Genomic DNA, 23,964 nt, shown 5'->3' on the forward strand with positions numbered 1-23,964 from the left:
ATGCGTAGAATGCCGCCACACAGCAGGCACATAGCTCAGTTGGTTAGAGCACCACCTTGACATGGTGGGGGTCGTTGGTTCGAGTCCAATTGTGCCTACCAAATCAAATCCGCCCCTGCTGGCGGTACTGAAAAGGCGATCCGAGAGGGTCGCCTTTTTTGTTTTGCGGCGTTTTGTGTAAAAGTTCAAAGCTGCTGATTTTTTTATAAAATTTCGCTTTACGACAGGTACAGACCTGCGTATTATGCGCCCCACAGCAGGCACATAGCTCAGTTGGTTAGAGCACCACCTTGACATGGTGGGGGTCGTTGGTTCGAGTCCAATTGTGCCTACCAAATCTCGACAGAAAGGGCGATCCGAAAGGATCGCCCTTTTTGCATTCTGCTGCGCTCGGATTACTGCAATATCGGGGCTGCGTTGCAGCCCAATCGCCGGTAAGGCCACCGATTGTACCCCCTGGGGTAGCCCACAAATGCTAAAATCCGCCGCTTGAATTCAGGAGGTAGACGCGTGCGCAAAGTGGCGATGGTAATGGCGGTATTGGCTCTGGCCGGCTGCGAAAATGCAGTCGAAGGCGTGCACAAGCAAATTGCCGAGCAGTTGCCCAACCCCAAGACAGCCAAGTTCGGCAACGTGCGGATCGACAAGCAGGGCGCCATCTGCGGCCAGGTGCGCAGCAAAGACGACGCCGGTGCCTTCCTGCCTTACCGCAGCTATGTCGCCATCAAGCAGGCCGACGGCTACGAAATCATCCTCGCCGACAAGGGCAGCAACCTGCGTATCCGCGACATCTGTGGTGGTGCCGATCTGCAGCGCCGTGCCGACGCCCTGGCTGAGCAGCCGGCGCCTGAAGGCTGGGATGTCGAAATCGTCCAGGGCCCGAACATGGGCGCCCTCAGTGACATGACCGCGCGCCTGATCGAAAAGCAGATCCCCTCGTCCGTTGAATACCGTGACGGCAAACCGGTTGTTCTGCTCGGCCCGTTCCCTACCAAGGCCCAAGCGCAAACCCGCCAAGAGGATGTCATGGCGCGCCTGGGCACCGACTCGGTAGTCATCCAGCACGGCGTCACCCGCTAGCCAGGGCCTTCCCCGGCCCCGTACACTCACGGCTCAACGCAAGGAGAGCCGTGATGAAGGATGCATCCCCCGCCATAACCCTGCAGCGCGCCACCGCTCAACACATCGATGGCTTGGTCGCGCTGTACAGCCACCCGCAAGTCACCCGCCAAACCACGCAACTGCCCTTTCTGTCAGGCGATCTCTGGCGCCAGCGCCTGAGCCAGCACAATGAGCACATCTTGCCCCTGGTCGCCGTGCATCAAGGTGAAGTGATCGGCAACTGCTCGCTGGATCAGAGCACCCGCGTGCGTCGCGCGCACAGTGGCAGTATCGGCATGGCCGTGGCGCCCGCCTGGCAAGGGCAGGGCGTGGGCAGTCGCTTGCTGGCGGCGGCGCTTGAGGTGGCGGACAACTGGATGGGCCTGCAGCGGGTTGAGCTTACGGTCTACACCGACAATCAACCGGCGCTGGCCTTGTACAAGCGCCATGGCTTTGATGTCGAAGGACAATTGCTTGACTATGCTTTGCGGGACGGCAGGTTGACCGACGTTTACAGCATGGCACGTCTGAAACGACGTGAACGTTGAGCAGGAGGGCCTTATGTCTACACTGGAGCGGGCCATTGCAGTGGCGGCCAGGGCACACGAGGGGCAGCAGGACAAGGGCGGCGCCGCTTATATCCTGCATCCGTTGCGGGTGATGCTGCGGGTCTCGACTGCCGAACAGCGCATCGTCGCCGTATTGCACGATGTGCTTGAAGATTCGGCCATGACCTTGTCGGACCTGGCCCGTGAGGGCTTTGCCCTGAAGATCCTGGCGGCGGTGCAGGCGCTGAGCCGTCGGGACGAAGAGAGCTATGAGGCATTCGTCATCCGTTTGGGTGGCGATCCCTTGGCGCGGGTGGTCAAGCTTGCCGACCTTGCCGACAACAGTGACCTCTCGCGCATCGCCATGCCTGGCCCGGAAGACATGGCACGCCTGGCCCGCTACCAGCAGGCCAGCGCCTACCTGCAGGCGCTGGCCTGAGCCTCAGCTGCAGGCGCTAAGGTTGACCGGGCCGACAAACTCATTGCCGTGGCCCATCACGCAGGCCACGCGCTGATTGCGCTGGCGCTCCCAGGGCTGCGGCGGGTAGGTCTTGTTCCAGGCCTCATAGAGCTTGCGGTCCTGTTTCGACAGCTTGAGGCTGTACTGCTTGCTCATATAGAAATAGGTACGCGCAATCATCCCGCGGATCGACGGCCGCGGCATGACCTTCTTGGCCTTAAAGTCCACCTGGGTCAGGCATGACCCATACTGCCCGCGTTGCTCGGGCAGCCAGCCAAAACTGAAGTTGCTGCGATCACCGTTGACCTCACCAATGCTAGGCACCAGATTGTGCAAGTCGGCTTCGGCACGCTGAAAGGTCTTGTCATTGCGCGTACAGTTCTTGCGCCCACCATTCTGCCAGCACTGGCGCTGATGGCCGATCTGCCAGGCCGGAACGATGTGCTCCCATTCGATGCGCGAAGCGCGGTTGGCGTTTTTGCGCGGAATATAGCCGCATGCCGCAAGGTCGACCTTGTTGCCGTTGTACTTGCAGCCACAGTAAAACTCGGTGGACTGCGGCGCATACAGGCGCCAGGCGATCTTCTTGGCTTCGCTGAAGGTGCGGGGTGCATCGGCGTGGGCGGCGGTAACACTGAATAGCAGGCAAGCGACTGCAAAAAACGAAACTCTCATGCGCGGTCAATCTTCCTTTGGCACAACCCAGAAAATCTGCACGCCACCGTCATCGCGGTAGGCGAGGGTGACGTTGTCGTTCTCGGCGATTTCCTCAAGCAGGGTCGCCCAATCGTCAGGCGATTCATGCTCCAGGCGGAAGATCAGTGCGGCCCGCGCCTTTTGTGCGGTGGGCGAATTGATGATTTTCTGGATGCGGATGCCCAGTTGCTCGTAACTGCTGGCAGGGGCGGAAGTGGTGGCCACGAAACGTTCCTTATTTAGCTGTATGCGCATACAGTATTTTACTGTAGGCGTTTTCGCAACAGCTTGTCAGTGAAAGAGCGCATGTGACCGCAAACCGCGCTGTTTGCTGCGGCCTGTTTAAAGTTTTTTTGCTGAGGGTGGGGGGGGAGGTGCGCTTGCCCGTCCTACAGGGCGGGCAAGCGTTGCCGGGAACTGGACTCAGTATTCCCAGAAGATCCGCTGCAGCTCTTTGCTGTCTTGGGTTTTGGTCAGGGCGACCATGGCCAGAATGCGGGCTTTTTGCGGGTTCAGGTCGTGGGCCACGACGAAGTCGTTCTTGTCGTCAGGCTGCTCGGCGTTGCGCAGCACGAAGCCACCGGCGTTGACGTGCGAGGAGCGAATGATCTGCACGCCTTGCTTGCGCAGGTCCAGCAGGGCGGGCACGACGCGCGAAGATACCGAACCATTGCCAGTACCGGCATGGATGATCGCCTTGGCGCCACTTTGTGCCAGCGCTTTGTAGGCGGTATCGGAGACGTTGCCGTAACCGTAAGCGATTTCCACCGCTGGCAGGCTGTCGATCTTCTTGATATCGAATTCCGAATCCAGGGTGTGGCGCTTGGCTGGCAGGCGGAACCAGTAGGATTTGCCTTCCACTACCATACCCAGCGGGCCCCATGGGCTCTTGAAGGCTTCGGTCCTGATGTTGATGGTTTTACTGACGTCACGACCCGACTGGATCTCGTCGTTCATGGTTACCAGAACGCCTTTGCCGCGTGAATCCTTGTTACTGGCCACAGCGACAGCGTTGTACAAGTTGAGCATGCCATCAGCGGACATCGCAGTGCCTGGGCGCATCGAACCGACAACAACAATCGGCTTGTCAGTCTTCTCGACCAGGTTGAGGAAGTAGGCGGTCTCTTCCAGGGTGTCGGTACCGTGGGTGATGACGATGCCGTCGACGTCCTTGCTGTCGGCAAGCTCGGCAACGCGCTTGCCCAGTTGCAGCAGGTTGTCGTTGCTGATGCTTTCCGAGGCGATCTGCATCACTTGTTCGCCGCGCACATTGGCAAGGCTTGCCAGTTCCGGAACGCCTGCAATCAGCTTGTCCACGCCTACTTTGGCGGCTTGATAGGTCGCACTGTTAGCAGTACTGGCGCCAGCACCGGCGATGGTGCCGCCGGTGGCGAGGATTACCACGTTGGCCAGTTTCTGTTGGTTTTCGACTTCTTTGGCGCTGACGCCAGCGGGCAGTAGCAGCATCAGGGCCAAAGCGCCCGGAAGGAGGGAGTTAAGCGCAGCTTTCATTATTGATCTCTCTTATTAATGGAGTTCGCTGTGAACACGCAAGAGGGAGCAGAAAACGGGCCAGCTCTGCCGTTCGTCGCGTTTCATCTTCAACCCATTGATTTTTATGAGTATTAATTTAGTTAGAAACGCGCATTGGGCCAGAGAGTGTTCGGGGTGCCGAATATTCTTGTAAATGGTGTTCGGTTTTCCGGTGGTTTTGACGATAATTCCGACACGTTGCGTCGATAGTGTTTCCGGCTGTGAATTTGACAAAGTTAGATGGCATTCGCATAGTGAGTTAACGCAAACGTTTGCGACCCCGATAAAAATCACAAGATCCGGAGTAAATTCATGAAACTGCCGTTCGCAGGACGCCTCTTGGCGGTCGCCGTACTTTCCTCGCTGCCCCTCGCTATGCCTCTCTCCCAGGCCCAGGCTGACGAAAAGCCCAAGGTTGCTTTGGTGATGAAATCCCTCGCCAATGAATTTTTCCTGACCATGGAAGATGGCGCGAAGGCTTACCAAAAAGAACACGCCGCCGATTTTGACCTGGTCTCCAACGGCATCAAGGACGAGACCGACTCGGGCAATCAGATTCGCATCGTCGAGCAGATGATCGTCTCCGGGGTCAACGCCCTGGTCATTGCGCCTGCCGACTCCAAGGCCTTGGTGCCGGTGGTGAAAAAGGCCATGGATGCCGGTATTACCGTGGTCAACATCGACAATCGCCTCGACCCCGAAGTGCTCAAGAGCAAAAACCTCAGCGTGCCGTTCGTAGGCCCCGACAACCGCAAGGGCGCACGCCTGGTGGGTGAGTACCTGGCCAAGGAGAAGCTCAAGGCCGGTGATCAGGTCGGCATTATCGAAGGCGTTTCGACCACCACCAACGCGCAGCAACGTACTGCCGGCTTCAAAGATGCGATGGAGGCCGCACAGATCAAGATTGTCTCGGTGCAATCGGGCGACTGGGAGATTGCCAAGGGCAACGCCGTTGCCGCTTCCATGCTCAATGCTCACCCCGAGATCAAAGCGCTGCTCGCCGGTAACGACAGCATGGCCCTGGGCGCGGTCTCGGCGGTGCGGGCGGCGGGCAAGGCTGGCCAGGTGCAGGTGGTGGGCTACGACAACATCAACGCAATCAAGCCGATGCTCAAAGACGGCCGCGTGCTCGCTACCGCCGACCAGTACGCCGCCAAGCAGGCGGTGTTCGGTATCGAAGCGGCGCTGAAGATGCTCAGCGGCGAAAAGCCTGAAGTCGACGCCGACAATGTCATCCAGACTCCGGTTGAGTTGGTTACCAAACCGTAGACGCCAGGAGCACAGCAATGTCAGCGACCGCGGATGTCGTACTTTCAGTCAGTGCAATCGGCAAGACTTACGCCCAGCCGGTGCTGGGCGATATTGACCTGAGTCTGCATCGCGGTGAGGTTTTGGCCTTGACCGGTGAAAATGGCGCGGGCAAGAGCACCTTGTCGAAAATCATTGGTGGCCTTGAGCTGCCCAGCGCCGGGCACATGCACTACCTGGGCCAGTCGTATCAGCCCGGCAGCCGCGCCGCTGCCGAGCGCCTTGGCGTGCGTATGGTCATGCAGGAGCTCAACCTGCTGCCGACCCTGACCGTGGCCGAGAACCTGTTTCTCGACAACCTGCCCAGCCGTGCTGGCTGGATCAGCCGCAAGCGCCTGCGCCAGTTGGCCCAGGCGGCGATGGCGCAAGTCGGCCTGGAAGCCATCGACCCCGACACCCCAGTCGGCGAGCTGGGCATCGGTCACCAGCAGATGGTGGAAATCGCCCGCAACCTGATTGGCGACTGCCATGTGCTGATTTTCGATGAGCCCACGGCCATGCTCACGGCGCGCGAGGTCGAGTTGCTGTTTACGCAGATCGATCGTCTGCAGCAGCGCGGGGTGGCCATCGTGTACATCTCTCACCGCCTGGAAGAACTCAAGCGTATCGCCCAGCGCATCGCCGTACTGCGCGACGGCAAGCTGGTGTGTGTCGAGCCTATGGCGCGCTACAGCAGTGGGCAATTGGTCAACCTGATGGTCGGTCGCGAATTGGCTGAGCACATTGACTTGGGGCAGCGTCAGATCGGCGCGCCGATCCTCAAGGTCAATGGCCTGAGCCGAGCTGACAAGGTGCGTGATGTGTCTTTCGAGGTGCGCAGCGGCGAAATCTTCGGTATCTCCGGGCTGATCGGTGCTGGTCGTACCGAGTTGCTGCGGCTGATTTATGGTGCGGACCGAGCCGATAGCGGCAGTATCGAGCTGGGCAATCCGTCGCGGCCGGTGCGGATTGATTCGCCGTCGGCCGCCGTGCGTGAGGGTATCGCGCTGATCACCGAAGACCGCAAGGGTGAAGGCTTGCTGCTGTCGCAATCGATCAGCGCCAACATCGCCTTGGGTAACTTACCGGCTATTTCCCACGCGGGTGTGCTCGACAGCAGCGCCGAACGAGAGCTGGCTCAGCGTCAGATCGCGGCCATGCGCATTCGCAGTTCCAGTCCCGAGCAGGTGGTCGGCGAGCTGTCTGGTGGCAATCAGCAGAAGGTGGTGATTGGCCGTTGGTTAGAGCGTGATTGCGCGGTGCTGCTGTTCGATGAACCCACGCGCGGTATCGACGTCGGCGCCAAGTTCGACATCTACGGCCTGCTCGCCGAATTGGCGCGCCAGGGCAAGGCGCTGGTGGTGGTCTCCAGTGACTTGCGTGAACTGATGCTGATCTGTGACCGCATCGCGGTGCTCAGTGCTGGACGCTTGATCGACACCTTTGAGCGCGAGCACTGGAGCCAGGACCAATTACTTGCCGCGGCCTTCGCTGGCTATCAGAAACGTGATGCGTTGCTGCATGAAGCAGCCCCCAGGACAACCCCATGAAAACCACTCCATTGGACACTGCAGCCCCCAGCGCCAAGCGCAGCGCCACCTATTTCGGCCTCGGCACCTACCTGGGCCTGGCCGGCGCCTTGCTGGCGATGATCGTGCTGTTCTCATTCTTGAGCAGCCACTTCCTGTCCTACGGCACCTTCAGCACCCTGGCTAACCAGATCCCCGACCTGATGGTGTTGGCGGTGGGCATGACCTTCGTGCTGATCATCGGCGGCATCGACCTGTCGGTCGGTTCGGTGCTGGCCCTGGCCGCGTCTGCGGTCAGTGTGGCGATGCTCGGCTGGGGCTGGAGTGTGCTACCAGCGGCCTTGCTCGGTATGGGTGTGGCAGCGCTGGCCGGGAGCATCACCGGTTCGATTACCGTGGCCTGGCGCATTCCATCGTTCATTGTCTCCCTCGGTGTACTGGAGATGGCCCGCGGCCTGGCCTATCAGTTGACCGATTCGCGCACCGCCTACATCGGTGATGCCTTTGCCTGGCTGTCCAACCCGTTGGCATTTGGCGTATCGCCGTCGTTCATCATCGCGCTGCTGGTGATCATCCTCGCCCAATTGGTGCTGACTCGCACCGTGTTCGGTCGCTACCTGATCGGCATCGGCACCAACGAAGAAGCGGTGCGCCTGGCCGGTATCGACCCGCGCCCGTACAAGATCCTGGTGTTCTCGCTGATGGGGCTGCTGGCCGGCCTGGCGGCGCTGTTCCAGATTTCCCGCCTGGAGGCCGCTGACCCCAATGCCGGCTCCGGCCTTGAGCTGCAAGTTATCGCCGCTGTGGTGATCGGCGGCACCAGCTTGATGGGCGGGCGCGGTTCGGTGATCAGCACCTTCTTCGGCGTACTGATCATCTCCGTGCTAGCCGCAGGCCTGGCCCAGATCGGCGCATCGGAACCGACCAAACGCATTATTACCGGGGCGGTGATTGTCATCGCTGTGATCCTCGACACCTACCGTAGCCGACGTGCAAGTCGGCGGAACTGAACAATGGCAACGATCAAAGATGTCGCGGCACTGGCGGGTATTTCCTACACCACCGTGTCGCATGTACTGAACAAGACCCGTCCGGTCAGCGAGCAAGTGCGCCTGAAAGTCGAGGCGGCCATTGTAGAGCTCGACTATGTGCCAAGCGCCGTGGCGCGCTCGCTGAAGGCACGGAGCACCGCCACCATTGGCCTGCTGGTGCCCAACAGCGTCAACCCGTACTTCGCCGAGCTGGCGCGGGGTATCGAGGATGCCTGCGAGCGCAACGGCTACTGCGTGATCCTGTGTAACTCCGACGACAACCCGCAAAAGCAGCGCAGCTATTTGCGCGTGCTGCTGGAAAAGCGCATCGATGGCTTGATTGTCGCTTCGGTAGGTGAGGACAGCGACCTGCAGGGCAGCCTGGCCAATGTGCGCACGCCGATGGTCATCGTCGACCGCGCCCTGGAAGGCGTTGAAGCGGACCTGGTGCGCATTGACCATGAGCTGGGCGCTTACCTGGCGACCCGGCATTTGCTCGAACTGGGTCACCAGGACATCGCTTACATCGGCGGCCCGGCCAGCACCAGCGTCGCCCAGCTGCGCCTGGCCGGTTTTCAGCGGGCGTTGCGCGAGGCGCAGTTGACGGTGGCCGACGAGCGTATCACCACCAGCGATTTCACCAGCCTTGGCGGTTACGCCGCTGCCGCGCAGATGCTCGAAGGGCAGCGCCCGACAGCGATTTTCGCCGGCAACGATATGATCGGTATTGGTGTGTTACGTGCTGCTGCCGAGCGCAATATCTGTGTACCTGGCGAACTGTCGGTGATTGGTTTCGATGACATTCAGCTCAGCCGTTATGTGTTCCCGGCGCTGACCACGGTCGGTCAGTCTATTCGCGAACTGGGTGAGAGTGCCGCAGCATTGTTGCTGTCACGTATCGCTCAGCCCCTGCGCGGTGCGCCGGAACAACGCATTGTCGCGCCGAAAATCGTCCTGCGCGAGTCCACCGCGCCACGACCCGATCTTTTCAATGATTACCGCTAAGAGCGACACACACATGCAAGCCAAGGTTGTAGTGGTAGGAAGTCTCAACATGGATCTGGTCGCCCGCGCCCAGCGCCTGCCGCGTGCCGGCGAGACCTTGGCGGGTGAGTCGTTTGCCACGGTGCCGGGCGGCAAGGGTGCTAACCAGGCAGTGGCTGCCGCGCGGCTCGGCGCGCCGGTGGCGATGATCGGCAACGTTGGCGACGATGCCTATGGTCAGCAAATGCGCCAGGCCTTGCTGGACGAACAGATCGACTGCCAGGGAGTGGCGGTGTGCCCGGGGGTCTCGAGCGGGTTGGCACTGATCGTGGTCGATGCCAGCAGCCAGAATTCCATCGTTATCATTCCCGGTGGCAACGGTCAGTTGCTGCCAGAGTCGGTTCAGGCGTTTGATGCCTTGCTGCAGGGCGCCGAGGTGATTATCTGCCAGCTGGAAGTGCCGCCGCAGACGGTGGCCCATACCCTGGAACGTGGTCGTGCCTTGGGCAAGACGGTGATCCTCAACCCGGCGCCGTGCACCGGGCCATTGCCGCTGAATTGGTACAGCGCCATCGACTACCTGATCCCCAATGAAAGCGAAGCGCAGGCGCTGACGGGTTTTCCGGTGATTGACTTGACCAGTGCCGAGGTTGCCGCCAGTCACCTGCGCAGCCTCGGCGTTAACAACGTGATTGTCACCCTTGGTGCACAAGGCGCATTGTTTGCCAGTGCCCAAGGCGTGCGTCACTTCCCGGCGCCAGTGGTCCAGCCGGTCGATACCACGGCTGCTGGTGATACCTTTGTGGGTGGTTTCGCTGCCGCGCTGGCGCGGGGCATGGAGGAGGGCGAGGCAATCGCCTTCGGCCAGCGCGCCGCGGCCCTGTCGGTCACGCGTGCTGGCGCGCAACCGTCGATTCCTTATCTGGCCGAGCTGCAGCCATGAAGAAGACGCCCTTGCTCAATATCGCCTTGTCTCGGGTCATTGCCTCCTTGGGCCATGGCGACATCCTGGTGATCGGCGACGCCGGCTTGCCGGTACCGCCAAGCGTCGAGCTGATCGATCTGGCGCTCACCCCTGGGATCCCCGACTTTGCCAGCGTACTGCGTACTGTGCTGAGCGAGATGCAGGTGGAAAGCCATGTGCTTGCCGAGGAAATTTTCAAAGCCAATCCTCCTGGCCTGACCGCCATCGAACAAAGTTTTGCCCACGGCCAGCTCGGTTCGCGCAATCAGCTCAGCCATGCCGAGTTCAAACAGCTCAGCCGTGGCGCCCGCGCGGTGGTGCGCACCGGTGAGTGCCAGCCCTACAGCAATATTGCCTTGATCGCTGGCGTCACTTTCTAGATTCTTGCCTCAACAAGGACGTGTCCGATGATTGAATTGATTCAACCTGCCAAACGTTTGCTTCAAGGAATTTTTTTTATGTCTCTGCTCTCGGCGGGTGTCGCTCAGGCCGCCCCGATCGACCTGATCATCGATACCGACCCGGGTGCCGACGATGTCGTGGCGTTGCTGTTGGCCATGGCCTCACCGGATGAACTGAAGATTCGCGCCATCACCGCGGTAGCTGGCAACGTGCGTCTGGACAAGACCTCGCGTAATGCGCGTCTGGCCAGAGAGTGGGGCGGGCGCGAAGACATTCCAGTGTACGCCGGTGCGCCCAAGCCGTTGCTACGCACGCCGATCTACGCGGCGAATATCCATGGCGAGGAGGGCTTGCCGGGTGTCCCGGTGCATGAACCCAAGCAAGGCCTGGCCAAAGGCAATGCCGTACAGTACCTGATCGATACCCTGAGCAAGGCTGAGCCGCACAGTATTACTGTGGCCATGCTCGGCCCGCAGACCAACCTCGCTTTGGCCATGATCCAGGCACCGGAAATCACCCAGGGCATCAAGGAAGTGGTGGTCATGGGCGGCGCTCATTTCAATGGCGGCAACATCACCCCGGTGGCCGAGTTCAACCTCTATGCCGACCCTGAAGCCGCCGAAGTGGTGCTCAGCAGCGGCGTAAAACTCACTTACCTGCCACTGGATGTCACCCACAAGGTGCTCACCAGCGAAGCGCGGCTCAAGCAGTTGGCAGCGGTGGACAATCAGGCCAGCAAGTTGGTGGTGGATATCCTCAATGCCTATGTCAAAGCTGACATGGAACATTACGGCATGCCGGGAGGCCCGGTGCATGACGCCAGCGTCATCGCCTATCTGCTCAAGCCCGAGCTGTTCAGCGGGCGGCAGATCAACATGCAGGTCGACAGTCGTGAAGGCCCGACCTATGGCCAGACCATTGCTGACTGGTACAACACCCAGGAACAGCCAAGCAACGTCATGTGGATCGACAGTGGCGATGCCCAGGGCTTTTTCGACCTGCTCAGTGCGCGGCTTGCGCGTCTGAAGTAGCCTGCTTGTGGTGTTCGAAGACCTGGGCGACAAAGCTGCGTGCAGCCTCGTAGCCAAGGTCTTTGACCAGCAGGTCGACGGCAATCAGTATCAATTCTTCGGCGCTGGCAGGGCTGTAGGCACTTTGGCCTTCGGGCCACTTGACCTTGATGTCGGCATCGATGATGTGGCTGGTCATAAACTATTCCGGATAAAACTGCGCGCGCTGTGGGTTCAAATGCCGGGCCCTGGCGTTTGAAGGGGAGGCCTGATTGCGCTCCGCCCAAGGCTGCAGTAAATCATGTCGATGGCGGCCAGGGCACTGCGACTTAGGCATAAGGGCAGGGGTCGTGGCAAACTAACGGTTTCCAGTTTGTTGGAACAGTGCTGTGCAGATCGATTTGAACAACCCAGAACAATTCACCCTTGAGGCAGTGCGTGCCTTGCTCGCGGCTGGCAGCAATGCCGTGCACAACCAATTGCGGGTCAATCGTGGTGGTGTCGCCTGGTTGTCGCAAGTGGTCGGCGGGCGTGAATTGGAGGGCCTGGCCTTTCGTCTGGAAACCTGGTCGGCCGGTTCTGGTTGCGTTGGCGAACAGGCGGCAGCGGACGAGCGTTGGGTGTTGCAGGTGTTCAACGTGTTGAAGACCAATTGGCCAAAACCTTCGAGCGACTACATCGATCTGTACTGAGCTGTACTGGCTGTTGTGCAAAATCCCGTGACGATTGGTTTTTACCTGAGTGCGCTGGCTCAGGCAGACTTGACGGGTTTTGCAACGAAAAACCAGCGAGGCTGTCCGATGGGCAGCAGTATTCCCGTATTCAAAGGAGGATTCATGTTCCGTGCATCATTGATGAGCCTATTGGCGGTCGCCGTTCTGGCCGGTTGCAGCAACACGGGTGGTTCGTCGTCGACGGCGCCAGAGGCAGCGGCGAACAACGATGGTCGTTGCGAGGCCCGCGGGGCTGAGTTCGCCGTCGGCAAGCAGATCACTCCGGCGCTGGTCGAGCAGGCGCGCAAGGCCAGCGGTGCACAAATGGCCCGTGCCCTTGGCCCGCGTGATGTGGTGACCCTGGAGTACCGCTCCGAGCGCTTGAATATCAACACCGATGCTCAGGGGGTAGTCACCCGCGTCAACTGTGGCTGATCCTTGGGCGCATCAGTCCCACGGGTACTGAGAAAAGCCAAAAAGCAGGCACAAAAAAACCCGTCACATGGACGGGTTTTTTTATTCGGTCAGAGCTTACTCTGGACGAACTTGTGCAGCCTGCATGCCCTTCTGGCCTTTTTCGGCAACGAAGGAGACAGTCTGGCCTTCCTTCAGGCTTTTGAAACCGTCGGATTCGATAGCCTTGAAGTGAACGAACAGGTCGTCGCCGCCACCTTGTGGAGTGATGAAGCCGAAGCCTTTCTCATCGTTGAACCATTTTACGGTGCCGGTTTGGCGATTAGACATGGGTGTATCTCCAAGAAACATGATTTTCAGTAGTGCGGTGTTGCCGAGGCCAACAGGTTGCACCAAGACATCATAGTCTAATTATGGGCTTGTAGCCCCTTTTACCTTCGCAGATTGCTGATCTGGAGCAAAATAGCGATGGATAACCCGGCCAAAGGCCTATTTTTTCGGGGCGCAGGCCGCTCTAACCTTTTCTTGTGCGCGCTTCATTGTGTTCGCATCGATGCCATCTGCGCTGTCCAGATCCTTGATTTCGGCATCACTGAACTCCTTTTCGAGCACTTTACCTGCACAACCGCAGTGCTCTTCGGCCGTGGTCTTTGCCATCTTTGGGTTCTGCTGTTGCGCTTGCGCAACACAGGTGGACTGGTATTCGGGGGGCAGCTTGCCGGCGTGTGCACCAAGCGGCAGCATCAGGGCAGAAGCAGCTGCCAGGGCCAGAAGAGACTGAAGTCGCATAACCAAACACTCCTTGGGGTCGAGTCTCACAAGAGTAGGACGCTTCACCCACTCTGAGCGGAAAAAAACCACGCAAGTTCACCCCAGCGGCGCAATTTCCGAATTTTTCTGCCCTCTCGGTCAATCTGCCCGCAATCGCCGCAAAGCTTTGTGCTAGCATGCTTGGCTTGAGTTCGCCGCCAGCTTTTCTTGCAGCTAGTGGCTTGCAGCTCAGCACTTACTTTTACTATTCCAGTCACTCTGGTTCGTTCCCTGGCAGGCTTTCGGGCTTCTGCCACTGTGAGGCAGGCTTTGCTTTAGGCAAAGACAGGGGCGGATCGCGTACTGGCTCATCCCAACCCACGTGACCTTTGGTAGGGGTCACCACTAGGAGAGGAGGCGCCATGCCCATTATTACTCTTCCCGATGGCAGTCAACGTTCTTTCGACCACGCCGTATCCGTAGCTGAAGTCGCCGCATCCATTGGTGCCGGCCTGGCCAAGGCCACCGTCGCCGGTAAAGTCGACGGCAAGCTGGTCGACGCCTGCGACCTGATCGAACACGACGCTCGCCTGCAAATCATCACGCCCAAGGACGAAGAGGGGCTGGAGATCATCCGTCACTCGTGCGCCCACCTGGTCGGCCACGCGGTCAAACAGCTGTACCCGACCGCAAAAATGGTCATCGGTCCGGTCATTGACGAAGGCTTCTATTACGACATCGCCTTCGAGCGTCCTTTCACCCCTGATGACATGGCGGCCATCGAGCAGCGCATGCAGCAGCTGATCGAAAAGGACTACGACGTCATCAAAAAGGTCACCCCGCGCGCCGAGGTGATCGAAGTGTTCAAGGCCCGTGGCGAAGACTACAAGCTGCGCCTGGTCGAAGACATGCCGGATGAACAGGCCATGGGCCTGTACTACCACGAAGAATACGTCGACATGTGCCGCGGTCCGCACGTGCCGAACACTCGCTTCCTGAAATCCTTCAAGCTCACCAAGCTGTCCGGCGCCTACTGGCGCGGCGATGCTAAAAACGAGCAGCTGCAGCGCGTCTACGGCACCGCCTGGGCCGACAAAAAGCAGCTGGCGGCTTACATTCAGCGCATCGAAGAAGCGGAAAAACGCGACCACCGTAAAATCGGCAAGCGCCTGGGCCTGTTCCACCTCCAGGAAGAAGCGCCGGGCATGGTGTTCTGGCACCCCAACGGCTGGACCCTGTACCAAGTGCTCGAGCAGTACATGCGCAAGGTGCAGCGTGACAACGGCTACCAGGAGATCAAGACCCCTCAGGTTGTTGACCGTTCGCTGTGGGAGAAGTCGGGCCACTGGGCCAACTACGCCGACAACATGTTCACCACCCAGTCGGAAAACCGCGACTACGCCATCAAGCCAATGAACTGCCCATGCCACGTGCAGGTGTTCAACCAAGGCCTGAAGAGCTACCGCGAGCTGCCGCTGCGTCTGGCTGAGTTCGGTGCTTGCCACCGTAACGAGCCGTCGGGTGCGCTGCACGGCATCATGCGTGTACGTGGCTTTACTCAGGACGACGCGCACATCTTCTGCACCGAAGAGCAGATGCAGTCCGAATCCGCCGCTTTCATCAAGCTGACCATGGACGTCTACGCCGACTTCGGCTTTACCGACGTGGTAATGAAGCTGTCCACTCGCCCTGAAAAGCGTGTGGGTTCCGATGAGCTGTGGGATCGCGCCGAAGCCGCACTGGCTGCCGCACTCGACAGCGCTGGCCTGCCGTACGACCTGCAGCCGGGCGAGGGCGCCTTCTACGGTCCGAAGATCGAGTTCTCGCTCAAGGATTGCCTGGGTCGCGTCTGGCAGTGTGGTACCCTGCAGCTCGACTTCAACCTGCCGATCCGCCTGGGCGCAGAATTCGTCTCCGAAGATAACGGCCGCAAGCACCCCGTGATGCTGCACCGTGCAATCCTCGGTTCGTTCGAGCGTTTCGTCGGAATTCTGATCGAGCACTACGAAGGTGCGTTCCCGGCCTGGCTGGCGCCAACCCAGGCGGTGATCATGAATATCACCGACAAACAGGCTGAATTTGCTCAGCAAGTGGAAAAAACTCTGGCCGAAAGCGGTTTCCGTGCCAAGTCCGACTTGAGAAATGAGAAAATTGGCTTTAAGATCCGCGAGCATACCTTGCTCAAGGTTCCTTATCTCCTGGTTATCGGGGATCGGGAAGTCGAAACGCAAACTGTCGCTGTGCGTACCCGCGAAGGTGTAGACCTGGGCTCGATGCCCGTCGCCCAGTTCGCGGACTTGCTCGCGCAAGCGGTTTCCCGGCGTGGTCGCCAAGATTCGGAGTAATTACTATTAAGCGTGAAATGAGAAACGATAAACGAGCTGCACCGAAGGCCCCAATCAACGAGAATATCTCGGCACGTGAGGTTCGGTTAATTGGCGCTGACGGCGAGCAGTTGGGCATCGTCTCGATTGAAGAAGCGCTTCGTATCGCTGAAGAAGCGAAGCTGGATCTGGTAGAAATTTCTGCTGACGCCGTACCCCCTGTCTGCAAAGTCTTGGACTACGGCAAGAGCCTGTTCGAGAAGAAAAAGCAGCAGGCTGCGGCGAAGAAGAACCAGAAGATCATCCAGATCAAAGAAATCAAGTTTCGTCCAGGGACGGAGGAAGGGGATTACCAGGTAAAACTACGCAACCTGGTACGTTTCCTTAGTGATGGGGACAAGACCAAAATCTCTCTGAGATTCCGTGGTCGTGAGATGGCCCACCAGGAGCTGGGTATGGAACTGTTGAAGCGGATCGAAGCTGATCTCGCCGAATACGGAACCGTCGAACAGCATCCTAAGATGGAAGGACGCCAGCTTTTGATGGTCATCGCCCCCAAGAAAAAGAAATAACCACCAGGGCACGGCAGGCCTTGCGGTTATGTTTATCAACTGAATGCGGAGTATCCGAACATGCCAAAGATGAAAACCAAAAGCGGTGCAGCCAAGCGTTTCTTGAAAACTGCTAACGGCATCAAGCACAAGCACGCTTTTAAGAGCCACATCCTGACCAAAATGTCGACCAAGCGTAAGCGTCAACTTCGCGGTAGCAGCATGCTGCACGCGTCGGACGTGGCAAAAGTCGAGCGCATGCTGCGCCTTCGTTAATTTTTGGTTCTAGATAGAGGAAGTTACTCATGGCTCGTGTAAAGCGTGGCGTCATCGCTCGTAAGCGTCACAAGAAAATTCTGAAACTGGCTAAAGGCTACTACGGTGCACGCTCGCGCGTATTCCGTGTTGCCAAGCAAGCGGTCATCAAGGCAGGCCAATACGCCTACCGCGACCGTCGTCAGAAAAAACGTCAGTTCCGCGCTCTGTGGATCGCTCGTATCAACGCTGGTGCTCGCGTCAACGGTCTGTCCTACAGCCGCCTGATCGCTGGCCTGAAAAAAGCGTCGATCGAAATCGACCGTAAGGTTCTGGCTGATCTGGCAGTGAACGAAAAAGCGGCGTTTGCTGCGATTGTCGAGAAAGCTAAAGCCACGCTGGCTTAAGTACCCCCGACAATCACTTGGCGTCATTTCCGGCGCCAGGTGTTAAACGTCTTAATAGGGGAAGAGCCTGCGCTCTTCCCCTATTTCGTATCTGGAGTCTGTACATGGAAAACCTGGACGCGCTGGTCTCCCAAGCCCTGGAGGCCGTGGAACGCGCTGAAGACATCAATGCCCTGGAACAGATCCGGGTTCAATTCCTTGGCAAGAAAGGCGAACTGACTCAGGTGATGAAGACCCTGGGCAACCTGCCTGCCGAAGAGCGGCCAAAAGTTGGCGCGCTGATCAACGACGCCAAGGAACGCGTCACCGAGGTGCTTAACGCGCGCAAGGCGGCCTTCGAAGAAGCCGAACTCAGCGCCCGTCTGGCGGCCGAGTGCATTGATGTGACCTTGCCGGGCCGTGGCCAGACCTCCGGTGGTCTGCATCCGATCACCCGCACCCTGGAGCGCATCGAGCAGTTTTTCACCCATATCGGCTACGGCATTGCCGAAGGCCCTGAGGTCGAAGACGACTACCACAACTTCGAAGCCCTCAACATTCCCGGCCACCACCCGGCACGGGCAATGCATGACACCTTCTACTTCAATGCAAACATGCTGCTGCGCACTCACACCTCGCCTGTGCAAGTGCGGACCATGGAGTCCAGCCAGCCGCCAATCCGCATTGTGTGCCCGGGCCGCGTTTATCGCTGCGACTCGGACTTGACCCACTCGCCGATGTTTCACCAGGTCGAAGGCCTGCTGATCGATCGCGACATCAATTTTGCCGACCTCAAAGGCACCATCGAAGAATTCCTGCGGGTGTTCTTCGAAAAGGAACTGGCGGTACGGTTCCGTCCGTCCTTCTTCCCCTTCACCGAGCCATCGGCTGAAGTCGACATCCAGTGCGTGATCTGTACCGGCAAAGGTTGCCGTGTGTGCAAACAGACCGGCTGGCTGGAAGTCATGGGTTGCGGCATGGTTCACCCGAACGTGCTGCGCATGTCGGGCATCGACCCTGAAGAGTTCCAGGGCTTTGCCTTCGGCATGGGCGCCGAGCGCCTGGCCATGCTGCGTTACGGCGTCAACGATTTGCGCCTGTTCTTCGACAACGACTTGCGGTTCCTTGCGCAATTTCGCTAGGTCGCGCACCCGTAACGAATCTTTCAGGAGAGCAGGATGAAATTCAGTGAAAAATGGCTGCGCGGTTGGGTCAACCCGCAGGTATCCCGAGACGATCTGGTTGCCCGTCTTTCGATGGCCGGCCTTGAAGTCGACAGCGTAACGCCAGCAGCGGGTCAATTCAGCGGCATCGTCGTCGGTGAGGTGCTGAGCACCGAACAGCACCCCGACGCCGACAAACTGCGCGTGTGCCAGGTCAGCAACGGCAGCGAGACGTTCCAGGTAGTGTGCGGCGCGCCCAACGTGCGCCCTGGCCTGAAGATCCCGTTCGCGATGATCGGCGCCGAACTGCCGGGCGACTTCAAAATCAAGAAAGCCAAGCTGCGTGGCGTTGAGTCCAACGGCATGCTGTGCTCGGCGGCCGAGCTGCAGATCAGCGAAGAAAACGACGGCCTGCTCGAGCTGGCTGCCGACGCCCCGGTTGGCGAAGATATTCGCGTGTACCTGGACCTGGACGACGCCAGCATCGAAATCGGCCTGACCCCGAACCGTGGCGACTGCCTGTCGGTGGCTGGCCTTGCGCGTGACGTCGGTGCCCTGTACGACGTACCGGTGACCCGCCTGGCGGTGCCGGCCGTTGCTGCTGCCCACGACGAAGTGCGTCCGGTTGAAGTGCTGGCCCCAGCGGCCTGCCCACGCTACCTGGGCCGCGTTATCCGTAACGTCGACCTGTCGCGCCCAACGCCACTGTGGATGGTTGAGCGCCTGCGTCGCTCCGACGTGCGCAGCATCGACGCTGCCGTCGACATCACCAACTACGTGATGCTCGAACTGGGCCAGCCGATGCACGCCTTCGATCTCGCCGAGATCAACGGCGGTATCCGCGTGCGCATGGCCGAGGAGGGCGAGAAGCTCGTTCTGCTCGACGGCCAGGAAGTTACCCTGCGCCCCGACACCCTGGTGATCGCCGACCACTCCCGCGCCCTGGCCATTGCCGGCGTGATGGGTGGCGAGCACAGCGGCGTAGCTGCTGGCACCCGCGACATCTTCCTCGAAAGCGCCTTCTTCGAGCCAATCTCGGTGGCTGGCAAGGCCCGTTCCTACGGCCTGCACACCGATGCCTCGCACCGCTATGAGCGTGGCGTTGACTCGCAGCTGGCCCGCGAAGCCATTGAGCGCGCCACTGGCCTGTTGCTGGACATCGTTGGTGGCGAAGCCGGTCCTGTGGTCGACGTCACCAGCGAAGCGCACCTGCCGGAGGTTGCACCGATCACCCTGCGCGCCGAGCGCCTTACCCAGATGCTGGGCATGGAAATGGCCAGCGCCGAAGTCGAGCAACTGCTCAACGGCCTGGGCCTGAAAACCACCACTGGGGAAGGGCAGTGGCAGGTCGAAGTACCTAGCCACCGCTTCGACATCAGCCTGGAAGTTGACCTGATCGAAGAACTGGCCCGCCTGTACGGCTACAACCGCCTGCCGGTACGTTACCCGCAAGCGCGCCTGGCCCCACAGGCCAAGGCCGAAGCCCGTGGCGAACTGCCGGCCCTGCGCCGTCTGCTGGTTGCCCGTGGCTATCAGGAAGCGATCACCTACAGCTTCATCGACCCGAAACTGTTCGAACTGTTCACCCCTGGCGTCGAGCCGCTGCTGTTGGCCAACCCGATCTCCAGCGACATGGCGGCCATGCGTGCCTCCCTGTGGCCTGGCCTGGTCAAGTCGTTGCAACACAACCTCAACCGTCAGCAAGACCGCGTGCGCATGTTCGAAAGCGGCCTGCGCTTCGTCGGCCAGCTGGGCGACCTCAAGCAAGAGCCAATGCTCGCCGGTGTCGTTTGCGGCAGCCGCCTGCCAGAAGGCTGGGCAAACGGTCGCGACACCATCGACTTCTTCGACGTCAAAGCTGACGTAGAGGCGGTGCTGGGCTTCTCCGGCTCCCTGGCCGAGTTCAGCTTCGTATCGGGCCAACACCCGGCGCTGCACCCGGGCCAAACCGCACGCATCGAGCGTGATGGTCGCGAAGTCGGCTACCTGGGTGCCATCCACCCAGAGCTGGCCAAGACCCTCGGCCTCGACCGTCCGGTGTTCGTCTTTGAGCTGGTACTGGGTGAAGTGGCCGATGGCCGCCTGCCAAAGTTCAGCGAACTGTCGAAATTCCCGGAAGTGCGTCGTGACCTGGCCTTGGTAGCAGGACGTGATGTTGCTTCGAGCTCGGTGCTTGAAGTAATTCGTGACAATGCAGGCGAATGGCTCACGGACCTCAGGCTGTTTGATGTTTATCAGGGTAAAGGCATTGATCCTGATAGAAAAAGCCTGGCCGTTGGCTTGACCTGGCAGCATCCATCGCGCACTCTTAACGATGAAGAGGTGAATACTGCAACGCAAAACATCCTCACCTCGCTCGAACAAAGGTTGAACACCACGTTAAGGAAATAGCGTATGGGTGCTCTGACGAAAGCTGAGATGGCCGAACGGCTGTACGAGGAGCTGGGCCTGAACAAACGTGAAGCCAAGGAATTGGTTGAACTGTTCTTTGAGGAAATCAGGCACGCTCTAGAAGGCAACGAGCAGGTCAAATTGTCCGGATTCGGCAATTTTGACCTGCGTGACAAACGCCAGCGGCCGGGCCGCAACCCCAAAACAGGGGAAGAGATCCCGATCACGGCGCGTCGAGTCGTCACCTTTCGTCCAGGGCAGAAGTTGAAAGCCCGAGTTGAGGCCTATGCTGGAACCAAGTCATAACGACGAGCTTCCGCCGATTCCAGGCAAACGCTACTTCACCATTGGTGAAGTGAGTGAGCTTTGTGCGGTAAAACCGCATGTGCTTCGCTACTGGGAGCAGGAATTCCCCCAACTCAACCCGGTGAAGCGCCGCGGTAACCGGCGGTATTACCAGCGCCAAGACGTGCTGATGATCCGCCAGATCCGCGCGCTGCTGTACGACCAGGGCTTCACCATCGGCGGGGCGCGTTTGCGCCTCTCTGGCGATGAAGCCAAGGACGACACCACCCAGTACAAACAGCTGATTCGGCAGATGATTGTCGAGTTGGAAGATGTGTTGGTGGTGCTGAAGAAGTAGCCCGTATCGGGCCGGGAATTTTGGAAAAAATGCTTCCAAAATTCAAAAGGTTAGGGTACATTCTTCAACGTTCTCAGTAACTAGGGGAACATGCTTCAAGCCCAGTCGGGGCGTAGCGCAGCCCGGTAGCGCACTTGCATGGGGTGCAAGGGGTCGAGTGTTCGAATCACTCCGTCCCGACCATTATTTACTGAGTAAAATCAGGCAGTTAAGCCGGTTATCTGAACCGGCTTTTTTGTGCCCGCGCAAAACATGCGCAAAACTCGCGCAAAACTACCCGGCGAAATCGCCGATATCCAGGTCAGCCTCGACCTCGGACCACACCACATCTTCGTGCCCTTTCTGGTAGTTCCTGGTCATGCCTTCGGTAGCATGCCCGGCGATCTTCTGTCCGTCTTTGCCTGCTCGTTTGTACAGGTGAAGCGATAGGGCGCGCACTTCATGAAACCCCGGCATCTCTTCCTCTTTGAGGTCGTTGTAGCAGCCGGCGGCATCCCTCGCATCCTTGAAGGCACGGGTGAGAAACCTCTCGTCCACTTTCGTCCAGTGATCCTTTCCTTCGCGTTTCTTCTTTCGTTCCGGCCGGCGGTGCACCAGATACGGCGACAGGATGTCGTCCCGGCACCTGGTCAGCACTTCGCCCAGCTGGTCGGTGATCTTGATTTTCAGCCAACCCGCGTCCGATGCCTTCTCGGTCTTGCTCTGGACCACGTACAAGAACCCTTCTCGCGCGTCTTCGAACTTCATGTTGAGGATGTCGCCGCGGCGCTGTGCGGTGATCAGTGCCAGGTCGATCGCGTTCTGTAGCCAGCGCGGGGACTTCTCGCGGATGGCCTTGAGACCTTCGACGGTGTGTCGCTTGCGCTGCTTCTTCTCGATCTTGGGGATGGTGCTGGCCGCTGGGTTGTCCGGGCACAGGCCCTTCGCCGCAGCGTGGTTGAACACGTCAATGAGGATTGCCCGAGCCTGGTTGCTGGCGCGGGCGGTCAGTGGCTCGAGGAACTCGGCAACCATCCGGATGGTGATCTGGTCCACGGGGCGCTCACCGAGCGCAGCCCTGATCTGCTTGAACCTGACTGCGTACAGATCCAGCGTGGCCTTTGCCAGTTCCCGCGGGGGGAGTACGTCCCGCTCGTATGTGACCAGGAATTCGGCGATGGTGATCGATGTTTCGCCCAGGACTGCGGCCACCAAGTCACCGCCGCGCAGGAAAGCAGTATTCAGTTGCGAGGCAGCGTCGATAGCTTTGCAGCGATCATTGCCGAACTGAAACCACTTGCCATCCGTTGGGCGCCGGTAGCGGTAAGTGCCCCGGCGAGCATCGAAGTAGAGGTTCTGGGGCAGGCCTTTGTTGGCCTTGTTCCTTGGTCGAGGAACCATTACGCAGCTCCTTTCAGCACCATGTCGACCAGTGTATTACCGGTGGTCCGCTGGTAGGCGGCCCAGTCAACGTACCAGATGTTGCCGATACGCTCGCCAGGCAGTTTGCGATCGCGCAGGTAATTGCGGATGGCCTGTGCACACAGCGGGGTGCCGTTCTCACCCCATTTTCGTCGCTGGAACACACTGATCTTGATCAGTTCTTTCTTCATGATTGTCTCCACGCTGCGCATAGCGGCTGGTGATGTCTGGTGTAGAGGCATTCCGCTATCATGCATGCTCAATTTCTACGGAAACCCTATTGGTTTAACAAGGATAAGAAAATGGATGGCAAAGGTTTTTGGGTAATGTTTTGGGAGGTTTTTTCTTCTACTGTTCAAGGGGTATGGACAGGATTTGCATGGCCTCACGCCGTTCTGGTTATTACAGTTATTATTGTTTATAAGTTCAAGGATGAGCTTTCAACGGCGATATCCCGGCTGAACAAAGTTGGCCCGGTGGAGTTTATTCATCCACCTGTCCCCTTGGACGCTTCGGCTAAGGCCGTATTGGGTGCTGGGGTTGACGAGGTGGCGGAGCAACCAGTCTCAGGATTAAAAGGTATACCATTACCTCCTGTGGCCTTTCCGTACACATTGAGTGTGTCTGCCAGCAATTTGGATACTGAAATTGCTGGGCTTTCACGAGAAGAGCAGCTTCCATATCTGAAGGAGAGATTGGCTTTCTGTCGAGTCCTATACGATTTCGAAACTCTCTACATTGGTATTTATGGTGGTCAGATTGAGCTTCTGAATTATCTTAATCAGAAAACCTTTAACTTAGCTCCAAGATTAGAGCTCGAAGGCTTGTGGAACTCTCACAAGGCAAAATTTCACGGGCAACTCGATGTCTGGACTCTTGATAATTACATGAATTTTCTTACCTTTAACAATTTGGTGTCGACTGGCTCTGCGGGATATACATTAACCACCAAAGGGAAAGAGTTTCTCATGTGGATGATCCAAACGAGTAAGTCTCCTCTTAAACCTTGGTGACCAGCAGCAGGAGGCAGAGGGCGAGGCGGGTCATCGGCGTGCCTCCTTTCTTGCGCATTCGCAATCAGCGGCCAGCCTCAGCAGATTGATGGTGGTGGCGCGGAAACCATCAGTGTTTGGGTAGCCTTCCAGCCGGTGACCTTCCGGGTAGGCCTTGAACGAGCCATGCCAGCACCAGTTCATCTTCCAGATTTTCCAAACGGTGTAGGCATCGCAGCCTTCACCCCAGTAGTCGACACCACCGCCAACGCTCCAAACGTGGCTGACCCGGGTGTTCTGCTCGTAGGCCAATTCGCTCGGCTCGTCCTTGTCGATCCATGCGCCGTGGAATTGCGAAGGGGCAATCTCGAGCAAGCGCTTGCTCAGCTTCTTTTCGATGCGGGCCTTCATGGCATCACCTTTTCTTCAGGCATGA

30 protein-coding genes and 3 tRNA genes are annotated in these 23,964 nt (G+C 58.9%); 24 read left to right on the forward strand and 9 right to left on the reverse strand.

Translation table 11 applies throughout. The annotated features are described in order from the left end of the window. Positions 1-24: 24 nt before the first annotated feature. The 5 genes from ACQRAX_RS15675 (at position 25) to ACQRAX_RS15695 (ending at position 2,088) form a co-directional block, all read left to right on the forward strand. Positions 25-101, forward strand: a tRNA-Val gene (locus tag ACQRAX_RS15675). A gap of 157 nt (positions 102-258) precedes the next feature. Continuing rightward, positions 259-335 (forward strand) — tRNA-Val (locus tag ACQRAX_RS15680). A gap of 175 nt (positions 336-510) precedes the next feature. After that, complete coding sequence (locus ACQRAX_RS15685) at positions 511-1,080, forward strand: SPOR domain-containing protein (protein ID WP_412039509.1); 570 nt, start codon at positions 511-513, stop codon at positions 1,078-1,080. A gap of 53 nt (positions 1,081-1,133) precedes the next feature. Next, a complete protein-coding gene (locus ACQRAX_RS15690; RefSeq protein ID WP_045184320.1) occupies positions 1,134-1,649 on the forward strand; it encodes a GNAT family N-acetyltransferase in 516 nt (171 codons plus the stop codon). 13 nt (positions 1,650-1,662) lie between these two features. Further along, on the forward strand, positions 1,663-2,088 hold the full coding sequence (locus ACQRAX_RS15695; RefSeq protein WP_045184318.1) for a bifunctional (p)ppGpp synthetase/guanosine-3',5'-bis(diphosphate) 3'-pyrophosphohydrolase: 426 nt from the start codon (positions 1,663-1,665) through the stop codon (positions 2,086-2,088). Positions 2,089-2,091: 3 nt separating this feature from the next. On the opposite strand, the gene ACQRAX_RS15700 is transcribed toward ACQRAX_RS15695, so the two are convergent. The 3 genes from ACQRAX_RS15700 to ACQRAX_RS15710 all read right to left on the reverse strand — a co-directional run bounded on the left by ACQRAX_RS15700 (position 2,092) and on the right by ACQRAX_RS15710 (position 4,317). Beyond that, positions 2,092-2,784 (reverse strand): endonuclease, encoded by a 693-nt coding sequence (locus ACQRAX_RS15700; protein WP_412039508.1) that lies wholly within the window; start codon positions 2,782-2,784, stop codon positions 2,092-2,094. A 6-nt stretch (positions 2,785-2,790) separates the two neighbouring features. Beyond that, positions 2,791-3,060: a DUF1654 domain-containing protein gene (locus tag ACQRAX_RS15705; RefSeq protein ID WP_045184252.1), complete on the reverse strand. Its 270-nt coding sequence runs from the start codon at positions 3,058-3,060 to the stop codon at positions 2,791-2,793. 168 nt (positions 3,061-3,228) lie between these two features. Then, positions 3,229-4,317: an asparaginase gene (locus tag ACQRAX_RS15710; RefSeq protein WP_412039507.1), complete on the reverse strand. Its 1,089-nt coding sequence runs from the start codon at positions 4,315-4,317 to the stop codon at positions 3,229-3,231. A 333-nt stretch (positions 4,318-4,650) separates the two neighbouring features. Between ACQRAX_RS15710 and ACQRAX_RS15715 the strand changes: the two genes are divergently transcribed. The 7 genes from ACQRAX_RS15715 (at position 4,651) to ACQRAX_RS15745 (ending at position 11,566) form a co-directional block, all read left to right on the forward strand. Next, entirely contained in the window at positions 4,651-5,607 is a 957-nt protein-coding gene (locus tag ACQRAX_RS15715; protein WP_412039506.1) for a sugar ABC transporter substrate-binding protein, read from the forward strand. A gap of 17 nt (positions 5,608-5,624) precedes the next feature. Further along, entirely contained in the window at positions 5,625-7,175 is a 1,551-nt protein-coding gene (locus ACQRAX_RS15720) for a sugar ABC transporter ATP-binding protein (RefSeq protein WP_412039505.1), read from the forward strand. After that, a complete protein-coding gene (locus ACQRAX_RS15725) occupies positions 7,172-8,164 on the forward strand; it encodes an ABC transporter permease (RefSeq protein ID WP_412039504.1) in 993 nt (330 codons plus the stop codon). The genes ACQRAX_RS15720 and ACQRAX_RS15725 overlap by 4 nt, the downstream gene beginning before the upstream one ends. Positions 8,165-8,167: 3 nt before the next feature. Continuing rightward, positions 8,168-9,190 carry a LacI family DNA-binding transcriptional regulator gene (locus tag ACQRAX_RS15730; protein ID WP_412039503.1) on the forward strand — a complete coding sequence of 341 codons (1,023 nt, stop codon included), beginning with the start codon at positions 8,168-8,170 and terminating at the stop codon, positions 9,188-9,190. A gap of 13 nt (positions 9,191-9,203) precedes the next feature. After that, the gene (gene rbsK / locus ACQRAX_RS15735; RefSeq protein WP_412039502.1) at positions 9,204-10,112 is read left to right on the forward strand and encodes a ribokinase; all 909 of its coding nucleotides are present in this window, start codon (positions 9,204-9,206) and stop codon (positions 10,110-10,112) included. Next, positions 10,109-10,513, forward strand: a complete 405-nt coding sequence (rbsD, locus tag ACQRAX_RS15740) for a D-ribose pyranase (RefSeq protein WP_412039501.1) — start codon at positions 10,109-10,111, stop codon at positions 10,511-10,513. Before rbsK ends, rbsD begins: the two co-directional genes overlap by 4 nt. A gap of 78 nt (positions 10,514-10,591) precedes the next feature. Next, positions 10,592-11,566: a nucleoside hydrolase gene (locus ACQRAX_RS15745; RefSeq protein WP_412039500.1), complete on the forward strand. Its 975-nt coding sequence runs from the start codon at positions 10,592-10,594 to the stop codon at positions 11,564-11,566. On the opposite strand, the gene ACQRAX_RS15750 is transcribed toward ACQRAX_RS15745, so the two are convergent. Then, positions 11,538-11,744: a hypothetical protein gene (locus ACQRAX_RS15750; RefSeq protein ID WP_412039499.1), complete on the reverse strand. Its 207-nt coding sequence runs from the start codon at positions 11,742-11,744 to the stop codon at positions 11,538-11,540. The two genes, ACQRAX_RS15745 and ACQRAX_RS15750, sit on opposite strands and share 29 nt — an antisense overlap. 190 nt (positions 11,745-11,934) lie before the next feature. Here ACQRAX_RS15750 and ACQRAX_RS15755 point away from each other — a divergent pair, with 190 nt between their 5' ends. After that, entirely contained in the window at positions 11,935-12,237 is a 303-nt protein-coding gene (locus ACQRAX_RS15755; RefSeq protein WP_412039498.1) for a hypothetical protein, read from the forward strand. Between the two features lie 144 nt (positions 12,238-12,381). Continuing rightward, entirely contained in the window at positions 12,382-12,693 is a 312-nt protein-coding gene (locus tag ACQRAX_RS15760; protein ID WP_412039497.1) for an I78 family peptidase inhibitor, read from the forward strand. Positions 12,694-12,789: 96 nt separating this feature from the next. Here the strand turns inward: ACQRAX_RS15760 and ACQRAX_RS15765 are convergent, their stop codons facing one another. After that, positions 12,790-13,002, reverse strand: coding sequence for a cold-shock protein (locus ACQRAX_RS15765; RefSeq protein ID WP_003179963.1), 213 nt, complete (start codon positions 13,000-13,002; stop codon positions 12,790-12,792). 159 nt (positions 13,003-13,161) lie between these two features. After that, complete coding sequence (locus tag ACQRAX_RS15770) at positions 13,162-13,461, reverse strand: hypothetical protein (protein ID WP_412039496.1); 300 nt, start codon at positions 13,459-13,461, stop codon at positions 13,162-13,164. Between the two features lie 383 nt (positions 13,462-13,844). Here ACQRAX_RS15770 and thrS point away from each other — a divergent pair, with 383 nt between their 5' ends. The 9 genes from thrS to ACQRAX_RS15815 all read left to right on the forward strand — a co-directional run bounded on the left by thrS (position 13,845) and on the right by ACQRAX_RS15815 (position 21,318). Beyond that, positions 13,845-15,767: a threonine--tRNA ligase gene (gene thrS / locus ACQRAX_RS15775; RefSeq protein WP_045184218.1), complete on the forward strand. Its 1,923-nt coding sequence runs from the start codon at positions 13,845-13,847 to the stop codon at positions 15,765-15,767. Continuing rightward, entirely contained in the window at positions 15,767-16,318 is a 552-nt protein-coding gene (gene infC, locus ACQRAX_RS15780) for a translation initiation factor IF-3 (protein WP_177327787.1), read from the forward strand. Before thrS ends, infC begins: the two co-directional genes overlap by 1 nt. 60 nt (positions 16,319-16,378) lie before the next feature. Beyond that, on the forward strand, positions 16,379-16,573 hold the full coding sequence (gene rpmI, locus ACQRAX_RS15785) for a 50S ribosomal protein L35 (protein ID WP_197874860.1): 195 nt from the start codon (positions 16,379-16,381) through the stop codon (positions 16,571-16,573). Between the two features lie 29 nt (positions 16,574-16,602). Next, positions 16,603-16,959 carry a 50S ribosomal protein L20 gene (rplT, locus tag ACQRAX_RS15790; protein WP_045184205.1) on the forward strand — a complete coding sequence of 119 codons (357 nt, stop codon included), beginning with the start codon at positions 16,603-16,605 and terminating at the stop codon, positions 16,957-16,959. 104 nt (positions 16,960-17,063) lie between these two features. After that, entirely contained in the window at positions 17,064-18,080 is a 1,017-nt protein-coding gene (gene pheS / locus ACQRAX_RS15795; RefSeq protein WP_045184202.1) for a phenylalanine--tRNA ligase subunit alpha, read from the forward strand. A gap of 36 nt (positions 18,081-18,116) precedes the next feature. Then, positions 18,117-20,492, forward strand: a complete 2,376-nt coding sequence (gene pheT, locus ACQRAX_RS15800; RefSeq protein ID WP_412039495.1) for a phenylalanine--tRNA ligase subunit beta — start codon at positions 18,117-18,119, stop codon at positions 20,490-20,492. Positions 20,493-20,495: 3 nt separating this feature from the next. Next, entirely contained in the window at positions 20,496-20,798 is a 303-nt protein-coding gene (gene ihfA, locus ACQRAX_RS15805; RefSeq protein WP_412039494.1) for an integration host factor subunit alpha, read from the forward strand. Beyond that, the gene (locus ACQRAX_RS15810; protein WP_010222411.1) at positions 20,779-21,135 is read left to right on the forward strand and encodes a MerR family transcriptional regulator; all 357 of its coding nucleotides are present in this window, start codon (positions 20,779-20,781) and stop codon (positions 21,133-21,135) included. Before ihfA ends, ACQRAX_RS15810 begins: the two co-directional genes overlap by 20 nt. A 106-nt stretch (positions 21,136-21,241) precedes the next feature. Continuing rightward, positions 21,242-21,318: transfer RNA gene (locus ACQRAX_RS15815), tRNA-Pro, on the forward strand. Positions 21,319-21,408: 90 nt separating this feature from the next. Here ACQRAX_RS15815 and ACQRAX_RS15820 read toward each other — a convergent pair. Both ACQRAX_RS15820 and ACQRAX_RS15825 read right to left on the reverse strand, forming a co-directional pair. Then, positions 21,409-22,515 carry a phage integrase Arm DNA-binding domain-containing protein gene (locus ACQRAX_RS15820; protein WP_412039493.1) on the reverse strand — a complete coding sequence of 369 codons (1,107 nt, stop codon included), beginning with the start codon at positions 22,513-22,515 and terminating at the stop codon, positions 21,409-21,411. Next, the gene (locus ACQRAX_RS15825; RefSeq protein WP_412039492.1) at positions 22,515-22,727 is read right to left on the reverse strand and encodes a hypothetical protein; all 213 of its coding nucleotides are present in this window, start codon (positions 22,725-22,727) and stop codon (positions 22,515-22,517) included. The genes ACQRAX_RS15820 and ACQRAX_RS15825 overlap by 1 nt, the downstream gene beginning before the upstream one ends. 111 nt (positions 22,728-22,838) lie before the next feature. Between ACQRAX_RS15825 and ACQRAX_RS15830 the strand changes: the two genes are divergently transcribed. Further along, on the forward strand, positions 22,839-23,549 hold the full coding sequence (locus tag ACQRAX_RS15830; RefSeq protein WP_412039491.1) for a hypothetical protein: 711 nt from the start codon (positions 22,839-22,841) through the stop codon (positions 23,547-23,549). A 30-nt stretch (positions 23,550-23,579) separates the two neighbouring features. On the opposite strand, the gene ACQRAX_RS15835 is transcribed toward ACQRAX_RS15830, so the two are convergent. Further along, complete coding sequence (locus ACQRAX_RS15835; RefSeq protein WP_412039490.1) at positions 23,580-23,939, reverse strand: hypothetical protein; 360 nt, start codon at positions 23,937-23,939, stop codon at positions 23,580-23,582. Positions 23,940-23,964 lie beyond the last annotated feature (25 nt).

The organism is Pseudomonas sp. UM16, from assembly GCF_050312595.1.
Taxonomy (GTDB): domain Bacteria; phylum Pseudomonadota; class Gammaproteobacteria; order Pseudomonadales; family Pseudomonadaceae; genus Aquipseudomonas.